Source organism: Neptuniibacter sp. QD48_55 (genome assembly GCF_047778115.1).
GTDB lineage: Bacteria > Pseudomonadota > Gammaproteobacteria > Pseudomonadales > Balneatricaceae > Neptuniibacter.
In genome coordinates this window covers 2010306-2027574 of sequence record NZ_CP180555.1, presented here as the reverse complement: position 1 = coordinate 2027574, position 17269 = coordinate 2010306, and the positions used below count along the sequence as shown (strand labels likewise).

Here is a 17269-nt window from a genome sequence, read left to right as displayed (position 1 = left end):
GTTCCTGTTATGAAAATTAAGCTGATTTTGACTGCTTTAATGCTGGCGTTGTCGGGTTATTCTGTCGCTGAAAATAAGGCAGAGCCTCCACGTGTTGCGTCGGCAATGCCTATTATCCATGCCATAAACCAAGCCCTGCTTGAGGGTACGGATATTGAGGCGATTTATCTGCCACCAAAACGTTTACCAGTGTCCCGAATTAACAACTGGCTAAAACATAAAAGTGGCGCGGCTATCTCAAAACAAGGTCCTGTGACTGCTGTCGTATCGATTGAGTCGATTTGGCCGGAATACGCTTTGTTTAAGCATCTGAGAGCGACCAATGTTCGTGTTATCAATGTAGATGCAGCGCAAGAAATTCTGCCGGGTGGGGCCCAAGTAAGTTTAAGTGCTCAAGACCTAGAGCAGAGTACGTACTTTTGGTTAGCGCCTGATAATCTTCGTGTAATGAGTCAGATCGTTGCGCGTGAATTTCAGCGTATCTGGCCTGATCAGGCACAGACTATTCGTTCAAACCAAATGGCACTGCAAAAACAGATCAGTGATTATGCTCTTAAGTTAGATGAGACATTGCTTGAGTATGATGTTGTCGCTGTTTGTCTCGACAACACCAAGCTTCAACCGCTAGCACAAGCCACTTACTTGCCAGTGGAAGAGCAATGTGGCGAGGCATTACAGATCAAACCTAAGAGCAAAAAGCTCAAGCCGCAATCGGGTTTATGGCTGGTGGATACAGCGACCAAACCACTGAAAATGGATCTTGCACGGTGGCTATCAAATAATCTTAATCAGCTTGATCAAGCGCTTCAGCATTAATAATTGTATTGTTCTAAATTTGAACATTTGAAATTGCTCTTCTACGTTTACTGAATATAGCGATAGCCCTAAATGCTGCTAAGGACGGCGGAATATTCAGTAGAGGAGCATAACGATGTCTCATTCACCCGTTCATAGGGCAGCAGATGCCCCAGTCAAAATTCACTTAGAAGCGGGGCAGACTTATGCGTGGTGTGCTTGTGGTCGCTCGGGTGATCAACCGTTTTGTGATGGCTCTCATCAAGGCACAGGAATAGATCCCGTCGTCTTTGAAGCCGAAGAGGATGGTGAGGTTTGGCTTTGTATGTGCAAGCAAACAAAAACACAGCCACTCTGCGACGGTAGCCATAAAAACAAACCTGAAAAATAATAGCTTGTGGTAAGATAGCGCGCTTTCAAACCAGTGGAGAAAGCGTGTGACACAGTACGATGTAGTAATTATCGGAGCCGGAGCTTCAGGCCTGATGTGTGCCGCTACTGCTGGTTATCGAGGACGTTCTGTTCTTGTTATCGAACACACTAAAAAAGTTGGCCGAAAAATCCTAATGTCCGGCGGTGGACGTTGTAACTTCACCAATATTCATAACGGTCCCGCTAACTTCCTTTCGCAGAATCCTCATTTTTGTAAATCTGCTCTCAGTCGTTATAAAGCGCAGGACTTTATCGATCTGGTTGATCGTCATGGTGTGGAATATCACGAAAAAACACTCGGCCAATTGTTCTGTAATGAATCCAGTAAAGAGATTCTTCGGGTTTTAATGACCGAATCAGAATGGGCGGGTAATGAGATCCGTACCGAGCTGAGCGTCAATGGTATCGAGCCGCAGGAAGAGGGCTATTTACTGCAAACCTCATCTGGTCCGATCAAAGCTGAATCCGTTGTAATTGCGACCGGTGGTTTATCGATTCCCAATGGCGGAGCTACCAGTTTTGCCTACGATATTGCGGAGCAGTTCGATCTAAAAGTGCTACCTAAAACAGCAGCGCTAGTTCCTTTTACGCTACAGCCAAAAGAGAAAGAAGTTCTTAAAGAACTCTCGGGCGTATCTCATAAAGTCAAAGCGACGATTGGTAAAACCAGCTTTGTCGAAAGCATGCTTTTTACCCATCGTGGCTTAAGTGGTCCTGCTATTTTACAGATCTCCTCCTATTGGCAACCGGGCGGCGAAGTGGAGATAGACCTGTTCCCTGAGTTTGATCTGCTTGCATGGTTAAAAGAGCAACGCGAAGCGCGTCCAAAAGCGGAAATTACTACCATCATGGCGCAGCAGATGAGCAAGCGTATGGCTCAGATCCTCTGCCAGCTATTCGGCTTTAGCGGCATTATGGGTAACCAATCCAATAAAGACCTAGATGCGATCAACAGCGCTTTCCGTGAGTGGAAGATCAAACCTTCCGGTACCGAAGGTTACCGTACAGCGGAAGTGACCCTAGGTGGCATCGATACCAACGAGATCAACCAGAAAACCATGGAAGCTAAAAAAGCACCGGGTTTGTACTTTATTGGTGAGTGTTTAGATGTAACTGGACACCTTGGCGGTCATAACTTCCAATGGGCTTGGGCATCAGGTTTTGCAGCTGGGCAGGTGGTTTAGTTGTGCTTGGTTGAAGAGCATAAAACGAAAAAGGGCTTGATTTAATCAAGCCCTTTTTTTATTGGTATCTATGAAGGCTGTTAAGCAACTTGAGCAGCCATTTTCTGGCTATCCATATACTCATCGAAAGTGCCGTGGAAGTTGATCATCTGCTGATCTTTAATTTCGATAATATGCGTTGCCAATGAGGATACAAATGCACGGTCATGGCTGACAAAGATCAAAGTACCATCAAAGCCTAGCAAAGCATTGTTGAGCGCTTCGATCGCTTCCATATCCATGTGGTTGGTTGGCTCATCCATGATTAGGACGTTCAAATCCATCATCATCATTTTGCCGAACAGTAAGCGGTTCTTTTCACCACCGGAACAGACTTTCGCTTTCTTATTAAAGTCGTCAGCCGTAAAGAGTAACCGGCCTAACATTGCACGAACTTTCAGATCATCATGCTTAGGTGTACGCCACTGAGACATCCACTCAAATAGGGTTAGATCAGAATCAAAATCAGCACTGCTATCTTGCGGGCAATAACCAATGACTGCATTCTCAGACCATTTGATGGTACCTTCGTTCGCTTGCAATTCGTCCACTAAGCAGCGCAAGAAAGTAGTTTTACCGGCACCGTTCTCGCCGATAACGGCAAGCTTAGCTCCGGCTTCTAGAATCAAATTACCGTTTTCGAATAATTTATTGTCTTCAAAACCGTGGCCGACATCTTCCAGAATCAGCGCCTGACGATGCAACTTTTTATCCTGCTTTAAAGTGATGGAAGGGATCTGTCGGCTGGAGGTTTTAACTTCATCCAGTTCTATCTTCTCCATCTTCTTAGCCCGCGAGCTTGCCTGCTTAGCTTTAGAGGCATTGGCAGAAAAGCGATTTACAAACGCTTGTAGTTCATCCAGCTCAGCACTCTTTTTCGCATTTTCCGTTAACAGCTGCTCACGGATCAAAGAGGATGCTTCTAGGAAGTAGTCATAATTACCCGGATAGATTCTCAGCTCACCGTAATCGATATCCGCCATATGGGTACAAACCGCATTCAGGAAGTGACGGTCGTGGGAGATAATGATCATAGTGCACTTGCGTTGGTTTAGGACCGACTCAAGCCAGCTAATCGTATGGATATCCAAGTTGTTGGTCGGTTCGTCCAACAGCAGAATATCTGGGTTAGCAAACAATGCTTGTGCTAATAACACGCGCAGTTTCCAACCCGGTGCAACCTGACTCATCAAGCCAAAATGATATTCCTCAGCAATACCGGCTTCCAATAGGATGTCACCAGCACGACTTTCTGCGGTGTAACCATCCATCTCAGCAAATTCGCTTTCCAGGTGGCCAACCTTCATACCATCTTCTTCGGACATCTCTGGTAGCGCGTAAATACGATCACGCTCTTGCTTGACCTTCCACAGTTCAGTATCACCCATGATTACTGCATCGATAACCGTGTATTCCTCAAAGGCAAATTGATCCTGACTAAGCACACCCATCTTTTCACCCGGTGTAATAGACACGTTGCCTGATGTTGGTACCAGATCACCGCTGAGAATCTTCATAAAGGTCGATTTGCCGCAGCCGTTCGCACCAATCAAACCATAACGATTGCCGTTACCGAATTTAGCCGAAATATTTTCAAACAAAGGCTCAGCGCCAAACTGCATTGTAATGTTCGCAGAGGATATCAAGGGAGTGTCCTGAGGGTAAAAATTTAGAAGATGTACAGCGGTCTTAAATGGGCTGTGACAGAGGGGCGAACTTTAACAGAAAAGAGGAGGAAAGAGGTGATTAATTAACCTGAAATTATTTAAAAATCATCGGTAGCAATATAGGGGCAATTCCTCCCATTCTCAGCATGAGTTTTACTTAACCCCAAATAGGAACCGCAGTTCCTATTTGGGGAATCAGTTGCTGTTTTTTTACTACCTAACCCAAAAAGCCTTACTCGCTTCCTTGTGAGCTTGTTCGCGGCTTAAATCTATATCTTTCAATTGCTCATCACTTAACTTCAAAAGCGCTTTTCGGGTGCGGTAGTTCTGTCGCCATTGCTTGAGGGTAAATGCCAGCTTATGCAAATCTATTGTCGGAAGAGGATAACTATTTCTAATCTCTTTTGATGGCTGGTAGTTTTCGCATACTTGAATGCTCATCTGTGTATCCTCCGTTTATGCTTAATTTGTAGGTATTATTGGTCTTGGGTTGCTATAGTGACAAACGATATAAATTTCTATTCAGTTAACTAAAACTTAAGTGATATGAATCGTTTACCCCCTCTTAAAGCCTTGCGTGTTTTTTTGGTGGCTGCTGAGCATGGCAGTTTTAAAGTGGCAGCTGAAAAGTTGTTTGTGACGCAGGCAGCTGTTAGCCAGCAGGTACGTTTGCTGGAAGACTACTTTGCAAAGCCTTTGTTTATTCGTCTGAACCGTGAGGTGCGTTTATCTCCGGCTGGTGCTGCTTTGCTGCCTCATATCCAGCAGGCGTTTAAGGCGATTGAAGAGGGGAGTAGAGCGCTTTCGGTAGATCCTTCACCTAATCAGCTTAAGATCACTTCTCTACCTTCATTTGCGGCGCGGTGGTTGATCCCTAGGCTGGGTTCATTTCAGCAGGCCTATCCGGAGTTCAATTGCTTAGTGTCTACTTCCTGTGATCTACATGATTTCTCGGATGATAGTCAGGATCTGGCGATTCGTTTTGCGGAAGGGGGAAAAACGCAGCTGATGGAGAAAATTCTCACCGAAGATTATATCGTTTCGGTCTGTCACCCCGATCTTTTGCAAACAAAGGATGGTGCTGATCTGAACCTTGGCAGCTTACCCTTGTTGATTGATGACTCACCTGAACTTAAACAGGTTAATGCTGGATTTGTACGAGAGATGGGGGGCAAAAATCAGGTCGTTCTGCAGTTGTTGGATTCTAGCCTTCAGGTGGATGCTGCATTGAATGGCCAGGGTGTTGCGCCGGTTCGTTATAGTCTGGTGTATGAGTATATTGAACGCGGTCATTTAGTTTGCCCGCTTAAGTGTTACTGGAATTCGCCATATGCTAACTATCTGGTTGCGCCTGAAGCTAATTTTGAACGGCCTAAAGTGATGGCTTTTACCGATTGGATTATGGAAGAGGTTAGAGCCGTAGAAGCGCATTGGCAGGTATTTAAGGGTTCTTATAAATTTTCACTTATGGATGATTAAGGTAAATGTGTTTTATCAGCTCTTGGATTTCTTCGTGCGTCAGGGGGGATCGTCTGTACATCTAACAACGAAGCTAAGATCTCTTACATAGTCAGATATAGCGAGATCACCTGTTTACAGAAAAATACTCTGTTATACTCGCGCCATTGTAGTTAGTGATTAAGAGGCCTTATTTATGTCGAATCGTCTGGTGATTCTGGATACTGAAACCACAGGTATGAACCAGGAAAGTGGTCCGCATTTCCAAGGGCATCGGATTATTGAGATCGGCTGTGTTGAGGTAATCAACCGTAAGCTGACCGGCAAAACCTTTCACGTCTACATCAACCCAGAGATGCCGATTGACCCTGAGGCGATCGCGGTCCACGGTATCACTGATGAGCAGGTTAAAGACTGCCCGAAATTTGCTGAAATCGCTCAGGAGTTTGTCGAGTTTCTCGACGGCTCAGAGATGATTGCACACAACGCGCCTTTCGACGTCGGGTTCATGGACCATGAATTCGGTATGTTGGGAGCTGGTTGGAAGAGCACCGATGAACTCTGTAAAGTCACCGACTCCCTCAAGATCGCTAAAGATAAATTCCCGGGTCAGAAGAACAACCTCGATGCCTTATGTCGTCGCTTAGGTATTGATAACTCCCATCGTGAGTTGCACGGCGCCTTGTTGGATGCCGAGATTCTTGCTGATGTTTACCTGTTGATGACAGGTGGCCAAACCTCTTTGTCGTTGTCGGATGATGAGGCTGGTGGTGATGCAGGGCAAATCAGAAGACATGCAGATGCACTACAAGGCTTACCTTTGGTCACCTTATCCGATGAAGAGCTAGCCGAGCACGAAGCTTTCCTAAACATGCTTGATAAGAAAGCTGGTGGCAGCTGCACTTGGCGCCAGGAATTGGTCGAGGCGGATTAAACCTTACCAATACATCTTTACTGCGCAATTCAGCGAACCTGCAATGATGGTTTCAGATGAATAGATGTAGAAAGCCCCTCGAAAGTCCATTTAGCTCAGAGGGTCTTAATCTATAGGCCTCTCTTTATTGGTTTTGAATATTCCGAGAAGGGCTACCTCATAGACATCATGGTTTGATACAGAGCAGATAATGTAAAGAAACATGGGTTTCTTAGCACATTAGATCAGCTGCTCTGTTGTGGTCATATTTGTATTCGGTATTATGTTTTGATCAATGTGATCATTCATTTCTTTTTAGGCCAAGGATATTTTGCAAACAATCGTAAAGCCTGCAGAATCTCTTATCGATTTCTCGGATCAACCTGACTTTGTTGCAACATTGTGTAAGCAGGTTAACCTCCTACCTTATATTTCTAATCGTATATACCATGCTTCGGTTTCTGTTGATCGACAGGATTTGATTGCCTTTCTTTCCAACAATACCTCTCACCAGCAAATGTATTGGCATGAGCGAGATCAGGATCGAGTACTGGCAGGCCTTGGTGTTGCGGTGGAGGTAATCAAAGACTCATCAGCAGAAGCGATTGCTGAAGTTAGAAATTTATCATCTCGGATCTTTAGCCAATCTGAAAAAGCGTATCTCCCTTGGTTCTTTGGCGGGTTTTCGTTTGCTGAAGAAGATGAGAGTGATATATGGCAAGAATTTCCATCCAGTTATTTTGTTTTACCGAAGATCTGTTTGAGTGAAACTCAAGGTGCATGTCATCTACATATTCACCTTCTATGTGACGGTGAGGCTGAATGGAATACTGCAAAAAATGATCTGATCAGGCTGCTACTTGCACTGGATTGGGATCAGTCCTTTCCAGAACATAGTGACGAAGATCTGCAGTTTCAAAAATGCTCTAGTATCGATAGAGTCCATTGGCATGATCTGTGTGATCAGGTTCAGAGTGACATTGATCAAAAGCATGTTGAAAAAGTTGTTCTCGCAAGAGATCTCGTTCTCTCTAGCAATGATTCAATGAATGTTCACCAATTATTGAATCGTTGGTTGGCGGTAAATCCAGATACCTATTCGTTTATGCTGCAAAGAGGCGATAAGTACCTTTTGGGCTGTTCACCTGAGCGCCTTTATAAAAGAGAAGGGCAACAACTTTGTACCGAGTCATTGGCTGGAACGGTTGGGCGAGGGGACGGTTTAGCCAGTGATGAACTGTTGGCTCAAAAGTTACTCAATGACTCTCAGTTTCAGAATGAACATGGCTTGGTCAGCCAATTTATACAGCAGCAGCTTGAAGGTGTTTGTAGCACGGTTGATTTTGAACCTACTCAAGTTATGAAATTGGAAAAGGTTCAGCATCTTTACCAAAAGGTGACGGCTGAACTTAACAGTAATATTGATGATGCTGAATTGATAAATCTGCTCCACCCGACACCTGCTGTATCGGGTTATCCTAGAAATGCCGCCTTGAATTTCCTGTCTTCAAATGAGTCCTTAGCGCGTGGTTGGTATAGCGGAGGGATTGGAATCGCCAGTTATAGTGATGAGAGGGAGTTTGTTGATTTTGCTGTCGTGATTAGATCTGCGCTACTGGAGAATAACCGTTTACACTGTTTTTCTGGTGTCGGTTTGGTTGAAGGCTCCGATTCAGAATCGGAATGGCAGGAGCTGGATTCGAAAATTAACTCTCTTCTCGATGTGGTTTATGGAACAGCACAACACTAATCTGACAAATCTATGGGCCGCTGCTGTTCTAGAACAGTTAGTTCAGTTGGGCGTCGAGGACATTTGTATAGCGCCGGGTTCTAGAAGTGCTCCTTTAGTTATTGCGGCTGCCAAGCTTTCTCTGTCTAAAACCAATAATGGAGAGCAGGGGCAGCTGAGATTACACACGCATATTGATGAGCGAGGCTTAGGTTTTTTCGCACTGGGTCTTGTCAAAGCGCGGTCAAAGCCAGTCATCGTGATCACTACATCTGGGACTGCGGTTGCCAATTTATATCCTGCAGTCATTGAAGCGTTTCAAACATCACAACCGTTGATAGTGCTCTCTGCTGATAGGCCTGAAGAGTTGCTAAATTGTGGCGCGAATCAGGCGATTAATCAGAAAGGAATATTTGCGGATAATGTTGTCGAATTTTGTCAGATTGATGCGTTAGATTCTGAAGCAGAGATTTCAGAAAACCTGACATCAATTGTCAGGGCTTACCAGAAAGCAACTATGTCAGGCCCTGTGCAGATTAATTGTGCCTTTAGGGAACCGCTTTATCCAACAGATGATGTGGATCTGTTAGATACAGACAAATACCTTCAGGTTTTTGATCAGGCGAGGTCACCTACCTCCTCAAAGTTTGAGGCTGAGACTATCCAACCAAGTGGAAAAACGCTTCTTGTCGCCGGTGATTTAACCTCTTCGCAAGCACAGCATGTTTTGGCATTGGCCGAACGGTTTGATACCCCAATTCTTGCTGACATAAACAGCAATTTGCCGAAGCATCGATTGGTTATTCAAAGTGTTGAATTGGTGCTTGAAGCTCAGCCTGACCTTCTTGCTGAATACGACTCGGTGATTCAGTTTGGTGGGCGGCTTGTCGGCAAGCGCTTGTTGAATTGGCTATCTGAAAGCCATTTTGAAAACTATATTTTGGTATCTCCACAGGCGTTAGCTCTCGATCCCTCTAAAACGGCCACCCAGATTTGCTTAGATATAGATGAGTACTGTCAGGACGCAGTTATCGAAAACTCAGATCATGCTCAATTGTTGCAAAAGAGCGGTCAGATACTGGAGAAAGCACGAACCTTTGTGCGTTCACTCTCATTCGGTGAACTGAAAGCAGCGCAGACTCTATGTGATGTTCTGGATGATAGCGTAGATCTTTTTATCGGTAATAGCTTAAGCATTCGCTTGATGGATCTGCAGTCTAATCGAGATTTCTCTGTCTTTAGTAACCGAGGGGCGAGTGGGATTGATGGGCTGTTGGCCACGGCTTGCGGTGTACAGCAGGGGCGAGAGAGGCCTATGGTAGTTTTGTTAGGGGATACCTCGTTGCTGCATGATTTAAACAGTTTGATGATCGCACGCCGTCATATTAGTGACTATCCGCTTATATTGATTGTGCTTAATAATGATGGCGGTAGCATATTTAACATGCTGCCTGCGGCAAATTTAGGTGATGTCCAGCGGGACTTTTTCCAGCTGCCGCATGGTTTGGAGTTTGGCAATATCGCTAAAAGTTTTGATATTCCTCATTATTCACCTAGCACCGAAGCGCAATTTACACAGCAGCTTACCGAGTTACTCAAGCCGAATGGAGTGGCAATGATCGAGTTACAAGTACCTCCCACTGAGAGTAGTCAGCAGATAAAAGCACTCTATGAGTTTTCAAGAAATCATGGCGCAGCTTCTGATTCGACAGGCTAATCATTAGATGCTGATCGACCATCCTTATTGCCAAGGCCAGATATTAGCCGAAAGTTCCCCCGTTATACTCTGTCTCCATGGCTTTATGGGGGGGCAGGATGATTGGAAACCCGTTATAGATCTTCTCCCAGATAGTCAGAAACTGAATATTATTTATCTCTCTTTGCCTCTTTCCTTCCCAAAAGAGGTGACAGATATTGAAGGTTATAGCCGTTGGTTGTGGCAGCAACTTCCCGATTTTAAACAACCGGTGTTTTTACTAGCGTATTCTCTGGGTGCACGTATCGGGATGCATTGGTTGAGGGATAATCCTGGTTCAATTTGTGGTGCTTTATTTGAGGGAGGTCACCCGGGCCTCCCCGGCGACAAAGCGCGGCTAGACAGTGATTTAGTTTGGCAGCAACGGTTTAGTCAGCAGGATCTTAAGCTCACTTTGGAGCAGTGGTATCAACAAGGTGTGTTTAACGGTAGGGAAAAAGATACAGCGGAACAGATCTATCAACGGCATAAAACTGATCCATCTGTTTTAGGAAACCTGTTACTGACTCTATCTGTGGCTAATCAGCAGGATATGACATCCTCTCTTGCTGCTCACCCTATTACCTATCTCACAGGAGAGCATGATAAAAAATACACCGAATTAGCAAAACAGCTCGTTCAACAGCATGCTAATATCGTTCATCATGTTATCTCAGGTGCAGGCCATAATTGTCACAGTGATCAGGTCTGTGGTGTGAGTAGGATTTTATCTAATTTTTTAACGGACTTTATTCATGACTAACCCTGCAGACAGCAGTATCCAGAAGGGCGCAGATTGGGTTGATTGCGGGCAGCAATTTACAGATATCCTTTATCACAAGGCGGAGGGTATCGCTAAAATCACTATTAATCGTCCTGAAGTACGTAATGCCTTTCGCCCACAAACGGTTAAAGAGATGATTGCGGCAGTCAATGATGCACGTTATGACGATCAGGTAGGTGTGGTTATTCTGACTGGGCAAGGAGATATGGCCTTTTGTTCAGGCGGGGATCAGCGAGTTCGAGGTGATACGGGCTACGAAGATGAGTCTGGCGTTCATCACCTTAATGTTCTGGATCTCCAGAAGATGATCAGAAGCCTACCTAAGCCAGTTATCGCGATGGTAGCGGGTTATGCCATTGGTGGGGGTCATGTATTACATCTGGTGTGTGATATGACCGTAGCTGCAGAGAATGCTCGATTTGGCCAGACCGGCCCTAAGGTAGGGTCTTTCGATGGTGGTTTTGGTGCCAGTTATATGGCAAGTATCGTAGGGCAGAAGAAAGCCCGTGAGATCTGGTTCTTATGTGATCAGTACGATGCAAAAGAAGCACTAGATATGGGCCTAGTAAACAAGGTTGTACCTTTAGAAAACCTAGAACTAACCACGGTTGAGTGGTGCAGAAAAGTGCTTAGGCTTTCACCTATGGCATTGAGAACGTTAAAGAGTGCTTTCAATGCTGGAATAGACGGGCAAGCAGGTCTTCAGGAGCTAGCCGGTAACGCGACTATGCTGTTTTATATGACCGAGGAAGGGCAGGAAGGCCGTAATGCCTACAATGAAAAACGTCCACCTGACTTTAAGCGATTTAAACGGCAGCCATGATCCCTAAGGTCAGGATTTTTGAGTATGAAATTCCGTTTACCTCTCCCTTTGTTTTTAATATGGGTGGTAAGCGGAAAACACTCAACACTAGACAGGGATTGCTACTACACTGGTTGTTTGACGATCAGAGTATTTATACAGAGGTCGCACCCTTACCGGGTTTTTCAAATGAAACCCTAGAACAATGTAAGCAGCAGTTATTGATGCTTAATTCGAGTGATTTTTCCGCTTCCCCTAGTCCAAATCACTTATACCAAAGTGTGCGATTTGCAATTGAAGCTGCGTGGTATCAACTTGAGTATCCTTTGCGTTCTACAGCTGTTCGATCCTGTTCGCTTATTGATAAGAGCTCCGAAAGCCATCGAATAAAAATCAAAGCAGGGCATCAATCATTCGAGAATGATGTTTTGTCTTTAAAATCTGTATTAGCTTATTTGGAACCTCATCAAAAGTTGCGAGTTGATGCCAACCGGACATGGACGATAGAAGAACTGGAAGCTCTACAGCAAGCACTCAATACGTCACAAATCGATTATGTGGAAGAGCCGCTTAAGTGCCTCGACCATTATCGATCTAACGGGTTGCCGATTGCTTTTGATGAATCTCTCCGCGAACTTGATCCGCTAAAGCCTGTTCCGGAAATATTCTTTACAGCTAAAACCTGGGTATTAAAGCCAATGCTATGTGGGTTACAGCGGACTATAGAACTTGCTGAATTGGCTCGTGAGAGGGGAATAGCCTGTGTGCTTTCCAGTAGCTTTGAAAGCAATGTCTCATTGGAGTTTTATCATTCACTGGCTCGGGATCTTGAGTTAACCGAGGAGCAGGGTCTGGATACTCTTAAGTATCTTGCAAAAGACCTACAGCCCGCAAAAATTAAGCTTAGAGCGGAAACAGTCCCATTGGTAGATTGTAAAGAGATTGCGCGGCTATGTTAGAAACGCTCCTCGAAAGGCATTATGGCAATGGCAGTACGCTGGGTGATGAGCATCATCGCTATTCTTATGAGGCTTTTAATCGTCTGATCAAATCTAAGAGAGATGAGCTGTATTCATTCGGTTTAAGAGAGCATCAACTTGTTCTTTATAAAGCTGAAAATACCCTTGATACGCTTATTTTAAGCTGTGCCATTATGGAATTAGGCGCGGTGGCTGTGCCATTCAATCCTTCATTCAGCGAGAACCAACTAAATGAATTAAAAGCTCTTAACCGGTATGCGTATTTTATAGATCAGCATGGGGTAGCGGCACTCCATGAAGAACATGAAGAGGGTGTTGTCGATCCATCCATAGTGAATGGGATTTTTACATCGGGATCTACTGGAACACCTAAACTGGTGTGTCATCGTTTCTCGAACCATATAGCCAGCGCTAAAGCCTCAGCGATGATCAATCCTTGCGACTCGTCTGACCATTGGCATGTATCATTGCCGATCTACCATATCGGTGGCTTTAGCGTACTTTTCAGGGCAATAGTATCTGGTTCATCTTTGACTATAGGTGGTCGTGTAGAAGATCCATTATTTCTACAGGAAATGGGGATAACGCATGCTTCGATGGTTGCGACACAGTTACAACGCTTTAAAGCATCAGCTGACAATATAAAGGATTTAAGGTTAAAAACCTTGCTGATAGGCGGTGGTCCGACTGCCGAAAAACTATTACGTTCATGTGCTGACCTGCCGTTAAGAAAGACTTATGGCATGAGCGAAATATCGTCACAGGCTTGTACTGAAGCTGATGATGGCTCAATGGCGGTGTTAGACAGTGTCGAGCTAAAGATTGATGAAGAGGGTGAGATCTTACTGGCAGGTAAGAGTTTATTTGCAGGCTATCTTGTTGGTAACCAATTGAGATCGCCAAGTGCATATTTCAAGACAGGTGATATCGGCCGCTGGGAGAATAATAGACTGCTGATAACAGGGCGTAAGGATAATCAGTTTATTAGCGGTGGCGAAAATATTCAGCCGGAAATGATTGAGAAACAATTACTCAAGTTGGTAGGTGTTACTCAAGCGATAGTGGTTCCTGTTCCTTGTCCTGAATTTGGCTATCGACCTTTTGCCTGGACAAATCCAGATTGCTGCTTTGCTCAGATTAAATCCGATCTGAAAAGATTATTACCCAGTTTTATGATTCCCGTTGGTTTTGCCTACATACCTGATTCTATGATGGTGAAAGGTCTCAAGTTATCTCGTAATGAACTCACCGCTCTAGCTGAAAAAGAGCGATAAGCGTTATCTGTTACTAACAAAAATAGACGTTTCTGACCTCAAACGATAAATCTTATTTACAGGAAAACGAATTAATAATAGCTATTAAATTAATACTGCAATGTGCCAAAGTGGATGCTCTGCACAACAATCATTACAGGCTAATTTAATAGTACTTGAGCAAACTGATATACTGAAAACAGAGGATGTATGCTGGTATATGGCTATTTTTATTAAAAACTCTTGACGGCGAAACAGGTCGAAGTGTTTTTTAAAGAATGAGAGCGTTGAAAGTGACAACTAAGAAAAGAAAACTCACTTTATCAAGAATAGAAGAGCGTGTTCAACAGTTACCGCTTCTGCCTTCTGTTGTTTGTGATTTGATGGCGCTTGATACAAATTCTCCCTTCTTTTATGACAAAGTGACTGAGTTGTCTCAAGCAGACCCTCCGCTGGCAACAAGAGTACTTAAAATTGCTAACTCAGCCTCTTCGGCACATTCCCATGTCATAACTGATCTGCATGAAGCACTGATTCGGGTTGGGACAGATAAAATATTATCGATTATAACAACATTATCGGTTGCTCGAGTTTTCACCCCCGTAACAGATCAGCAAAAAGCCATTTGGCAGCACTCAATTGAAACAGCTCATATTGCGAAGTTTGTGGCGATCCATCTAAAAGATATTAACGTGGATAAAGGGCTGGCATTTACTTCAGGCTTGTTACATGACATAGGCCGATTCGTACTGTTTGAAATGACAGCTAAAGCCATTGATGTCGTAGATGCTAAGGGCTGGGACACGCCGATAGAATTACCTGAGGTAGAGAAAGGAGTACTTGGTTTTACCCATGCCGATGCTGGCTTTATTGCGGCGAAGAAATGGCAGTTGCCGAAAGTAATTGTAGACATGATTCGTTATCACCATAACTACGATATAAGCAAACACAACGAAGTGTCAGCAGAATTGCGGAGCTTAGTTTTAGTTGTCCAGTTCGCAGATTTGGTGAGTGTTTTAATTGAAAAGAACCCAGAATGGCCTGATTGGGATGAAGCAAAATTGACTAGCGAAATTCGTAGCTTCTGTCACCACGATAGTTGGCCTAAAGTAAATTTCCCAGTAAATGAACTGGTGAAAGAACTACCAGTTATATCCAATGAGTGCTATCAGATACTTGAAAAGCTAAGGTTGAGATAAAATCTACCCTACTGTTTATTAGTTAATACTGGTTTGTTATCTAGAAAAAGTGCTTGGACCTCATGGTGAAGTGTTTCTGCCTCAAGGATTTCCTTCGTCTGTAGCAGTTATCTAGTGAAAAGTCTGGTTACTTTCGTAGGCTGATATGCACTGGAACTATCAGAAAACACTCTGATTAGTCCCAATATTGGAATTATTGTTTATATATTGGGACTTTTGGGCTCAGCTTAAATCTTTACGACGAACAGCTGTAATGAGATAAGCCACCAAGGCCATTTAGTTCAGAAGGCCTTAATCTGTAGAACTTGTATTCTACTTCTTGTGATTGTTCAGCATAAGGCTGAGTCATTACTTTCTGAAGTTCTCTGATCAGCTCGTAATTACCTTCCGCAGCTTGTTGATAGGCAGGTTGTACAAACCATTCACGTAGAGTGTACTTAGGGTTTACCTGTTTCATCTGCTGAATACACTCTTCTGGCGAACGATTCAGAGCGGTATTAGCCAGATCCAAGGCAGTGTTCCATTGATTGAGCCAATCTTTCCAGCGTTCGCTTAGTTTGCTAGATGGCGTTTGGTAAAAGCTATTTGTTAATGGCTCTAAGCTCTCTGGCAGGTTGGATAGTTCACGGAAGAAGAGAGTGTAATCAGTTTGGGTCTGCGTCATCAGAGCTAACAGCTCTTTTACTAGTTCTGGCTCAAATTTATCTAGCCCTAGCTTTGCGGCCCACATTGCTTCCATTTGATTGCTCATGGCCTCTGCAAAACCGTTTCTGATTTCACTAAGCTGCTCTATCCCTTCAGGAACAGTTTGGAATAGAGGAGCTAAGGTTACGCAGAACATATGGAAATTCTGTTCAGCGGCTAAAGGCTGATTTAGGAAGGAGAAGTGATGCCCACCACCGGTCCAGGGTTGGAATTGTGGATCAAACTCATCCATAAAGCCGTAAGGACCATAATCTAAGGTAAAACTACCCGCAGCACAGTTATCGCTATTAAAGTTGCCTTGGCAGTAGCCAACTCGAATCCAGTTGCTGACAAGAGAGGTAAGTCTGTCGCGGAAAGCTTGAGCGAGTAATAGTGCTTTCTCTGGTAGCGATAGCTCATGGTCGATCAGATCGCTGTATTCACGGTCGATCAAGTGCAGAACCAACATCTCGAGTTCTTCGAGTGCTTTAGGGTGTTCTTGTTTACGAGCGCGACGCCCAAAAAGCTCCAATTGACCGACACGAATAAACGACGGTGCTACACGTGTTGTGATCGCAACCGGGTTATAGACCATGATATCGGGATCTTGCGAATGAGAGCCTTCTGAATACCACGGGCGTCTGACCGTTTCAGATTTCGAAGCAAAAAGACTCAATGATCTTGATGTTGGTACGCCGAGGGCATGCATATGCTCTTGCGCTAAAAATTCTCGCACACTTGATCGTAAAACTGCACGGCCATCTGCGCCGCGGCAATATGGAGTTTGACCGCCGCCCTTAAGCTGCATCTCCCAACGTTTATTGTTGAAGATACCTTCTAAAACAGAGACTGCTCGCCCATCTCCATAACCGTTGCCTGTGCCAAATGGGCATTGTTGATAGTACTCATTTCCGTAGATGGAAAGGGCATAACCACAGGCCCAGCCTTGTTGACGCAAAGGTTCTGGTACTTGAGAAAGGTCGGCAGAGAACATTCGCTTGAACCCTTCCGATCGTGCTAATGCGTCATTAAAGCCTAGTTCTTGAAAGAGTGTGTGGCTATGTGCGATGTATTCAGGCTCACTGATGGGTGTTGGGTTTACTGGCACGTAATGTCCAGAAAAAATCTCTCTGGGAAAATGATCAATACCGTTTTCGGTAGCATCTGGATCAGCATTGAGCGTTTCTAAAAGTGAATAGTCGGCCAGAGCTGCAAGGTCATCAAGTGTAACGATAGCAGGTTCATTATTTGTAGCAGTTGGGTCGATCATTGTAGCTCCATAAATAGGCATAAACGCTGGCTGGTGTAGTTTCAGATATCCTCTTACGTTTGGAAAGAGGCTAAAGATCTTTTATTGCTGCTATGCATTTAGAACGGTTTGAAAGTTTAGTTTCTTAATTCTGTTCAAGTCATCAAATCTGGTGTTGATTCGATTTGTATCTTTGCAAAGATCCAAGTTCAGAACTGATCCGTAATAAGTTTTTGGCTTGCTACATTATTTTTGAATTTTTGTTTAAAAAATGAACATATGCCGCCTTTATGACTGTTTTTTTAGGCCCTAAGTTCATACTGAAGTCCGTAGAAATAAGCGGTTTAGCGTCTATAGTAAATCTAT

Annotated in this window: 15 protein-coding genes; 12 read left to right on the top strand and 3 right to left on the bottom strand. The window is 44.1% G+C overall.

Translation table 11 applies throughout. The annotated features are described in order from the left end of the window. Positions 1-9: 9 nt before the first annotated feature. The 3 genes from ACMXYW_RS09280 to ACMXYW_RS09270 all read left to right on the top strand — a co-directional run bounded on the left by ACMXYW_RS09280 (position 10) and on the right by ACMXYW_RS09270 (position 2411). Positions 10-816 (top strand): hypothetical protein, encoded by an 807-nt coding sequence (locus ACMXYW_RS09280; RefSeq protein ID WP_415903835.1) that lies wholly within the window; start codon positions 10-12, stop codon positions 814-816. Between the two features lie 115 nt (positions 817-931). Further along, positions 932-1186 carry a CDGSH iron-sulfur domain-containing protein gene (locus ACMXYW_RS09275; protein ID WP_415884340.1) on the top strand — a complete coding sequence of 85 codons (255 nt, stop codon included), beginning with the start codon at positions 932-934 and terminating at the stop codon, positions 1184-1186. Between the two features lie 94 nt (positions 1187-1280). Continuing rightward, on the top strand, positions 1281-2411 hold the full coding sequence (locus tag ACMXYW_RS09270) for an NAD(P)/FAD-dependent oxidoreductase (RefSeq protein ID WP_415905884.1): 1131 nt from the start codon (positions 1281-1283) through the stop codon (positions 2409-2411). Positions 2412-2491: 80 nt separating this feature from the next. Here the strand turns inward: ACMXYW_RS09270 and ACMXYW_RS09265 are convergent, their stop codons facing one another. Then, positions 2492-4096 carry an ABC-F family ATPase gene (locus ACMXYW_RS09265; protein WP_415884347.1) on the bottom strand — a complete coding sequence of 535 codons (1605 nt, stop codon included), beginning with the start codon at positions 4094-4096 and terminating at the stop codon, positions 2492-2494. A gap of 234 nt (positions 4097-4330) precedes the next feature. Continuing rightward, positions 4331-4558: a DUF1127 domain-containing protein gene (locus ACMXYW_RS09260; RefSeq protein ID WP_415903833.1), complete on the bottom strand. Its 228-nt coding sequence runs from the start codon at positions 4556-4558 to the stop codon at positions 4331-4333. Positions 4559-4663: 105 nt separating this feature from the next. Here ACMXYW_RS09260 and ACMXYW_RS09255 point away from each other — a divergent pair, with 105 nt between their 5' ends. The 9 genes from ACMXYW_RS09255 to ACMXYW_RS09215 all read left to right on the top strand — a co-directional run bounded on the left by ACMXYW_RS09255 (position 4664) and on the right by ACMXYW_RS09215 (position 14970). After that, a complete protein-coding gene (locus ACMXYW_RS09255) occupies positions 4664-5596 on the top strand; it encodes a LysR substrate-binding domain-containing protein (protein ID WP_415903831.1) in 933 nt (310 codons plus the stop codon). A 175-nt stretch (positions 5597-5771) separates the two neighbouring features. Next, a complete protein-coding gene (dnaQ, locus tag ACMXYW_RS09250) occupies positions 5772-6509 on the top strand; it encodes a DNA polymerase III subunit epsilon (RefSeq protein ID WP_415903829.1) in 738 nt (245 codons plus the stop codon). Between the two features lie 310 nt (positions 6510-6819). Continuing rightward, positions 6820-8238 carry an isochorismate synthase gene (locus ACMXYW_RS09245; RefSeq protein ID WP_415903827.1) on the top strand — a complete coding sequence of 473 codons (1419 nt, stop codon included), beginning with the start codon at positions 6820-6822 and terminating at the stop codon, positions 8236-8238. Further along, positions 8219-9934: a 2-succinyl-5-enolpyruvyl-6-hydroxy-3-cyclohexene-1-carboxylic-acid synthase gene (gene menD, locus ACMXYW_RS09240; RefSeq protein ID WP_415903826.1), complete on the top strand. Its 1716-nt coding sequence runs from the start codon at positions 8219-8221 to the stop codon at positions 9932-9934. The genes ACMXYW_RS09245 and menD overlap by 20 nt, the downstream gene beginning before the upstream one ends. Positions 9935-9941: 7 nt before the next feature. Then, a complete protein-coding gene (locus tag ACMXYW_RS09235; protein WP_415903825.1) occupies positions 9942-10715 on the top strand; it encodes an alpha/beta fold hydrolase in 774 nt (257 codons plus the stop codon). Beyond that, on the top strand, positions 10708-11559 hold the full coding sequence (menB, locus tag ACMXYW_RS09230) for a 1,4-dihydroxy-2-naphthoyl-CoA synthase (RefSeq protein WP_415884366.1): 852 nt from the start codon (positions 10708-10710) through the stop codon (positions 11557-11559). Before ACMXYW_RS09235 ends, menB begins: the two co-directional genes overlap by 8 nt. Beyond that, positions 11556-12497 (top strand): enolase C-terminal domain-like protein, encoded by a 942-nt coding sequence (locus tag ACMXYW_RS09225; RefSeq protein ID WP_415903823.1) that lies wholly within the window; start codon positions 11556-11558, stop codon positions 12495-12497. The genes menB and ACMXYW_RS09225 overlap by 4 nt, the downstream gene beginning before the upstream one ends. Continuing rightward, positions 12491-13792, top strand: coding sequence for an AMP-binding protein (locus tag ACMXYW_RS09220; RefSeq protein ID WP_415903822.1), 1302 nt, complete (start codon positions 12491-12493; stop codon positions 13790-13792). Before ACMXYW_RS09225 ends, ACMXYW_RS09220 begins: the two co-directional genes overlap by 7 nt. A 272-nt stretch (positions 13793-14064) precedes the next feature. Further along, entirely contained in the window at positions 14065-14970 is a 906-nt protein-coding gene (locus ACMXYW_RS09215) for an HDOD domain-containing protein (RefSeq protein ID WP_415903821.1), read from the top strand. A gap of 235 nt (positions 14971-15205) precedes the next feature. Here the strand turns inward: ACMXYW_RS09215 and ACMXYW_RS09210 are convergent, their stop codons facing one another. Further along, positions 15206-16924, bottom strand: a complete 1719-nt coding sequence (locus ACMXYW_RS09210) for a protein adenylyltransferase SelO (protein ID WP_415903819.1) — start codon at positions 16922-16924, stop codon at positions 15206-15208. Positions 16925-17269: the final 345 nt, after the last annotated feature.